The sequence below is a fragment of the Vibrio sp. 2134-1 genome (assembly GCF_033339495.1).
The window spans coordinates 1-582 of record NZ_JAWOUS010000715.1 but is presented as its reverse complement, the minus strand read 5'-3'; the positions used below and the strand labels follow the sequence as shown (position 1 = coordinate 582).

Annotated in this window: 2 tRNA genes; both read left to right on the top strand. The window is 42.4% G+C overall.

Going from position 1 to position 582, the window contains the following annotated elements:
- Nucleotides 1-96: 96 nt before the first annotated feature.
- Nucleotides 97-173: transfer RNA gene (locus R7R78_RS28135), tRNA-Ile, on the top strand.
- A 42-nt stretch (nucleotides 174-215) separates the two neighbouring features.
- A tRNA-Ala gene (locus R7R78_RS28130) sits at nucleotides 216-291 on the top strand.
- Nucleotides 292-582: the final 291 nt, after the last annotated feature.

Below are 582 nucleotides of genomic sequence, written 5' to 3'. Positions count from 1 at the left end.
AGGGGAACCTGGCGCTGGATCACCTCCTTAAACGATGATTATTGCGATGAGTGTTCACACAGATTGATACGGTTTATAAAGTAAAGAGACGATACTGGGTCTGTAGCTCAGGTGGTTAGAGCGTTCGCCTGATAAGCGAGAGGTCGGTGGTTCGAGTCCACTCAGACCCACCAATTTCTTTCCCAAGGAATTGGCGACAGTATCGACACCTTGATGGGGCTATAGCTCAGCTGGGAGAGCGCCTGCCTTGCACGCAGGAGGTCTGCGGTTCGATCCCGCATAGCTCCACCATCTTTAAGTGTTCTTGAAAAAGAATCTTTAAAAATGGTTTTCATCAGAAAATCTAGCTCTTTAACAATTTGGAAAGCTGACAAAACAATCTTTAAGATTGTTTGTAAAGTTCTCAATGTTTGTCTTTATGACAAACACCAAAAAACACATTCAAGTGTTCTTGGGAATATCACTTTTACAGTGATTATTCGAAATTGAGTCCGGCAAAATCGATATGTCTCTCGCTCATTCAAATAATGAGAGACAACTTTGGTGATTTGAACATCAACTCGAAACTCCTTCGGGTTGTAT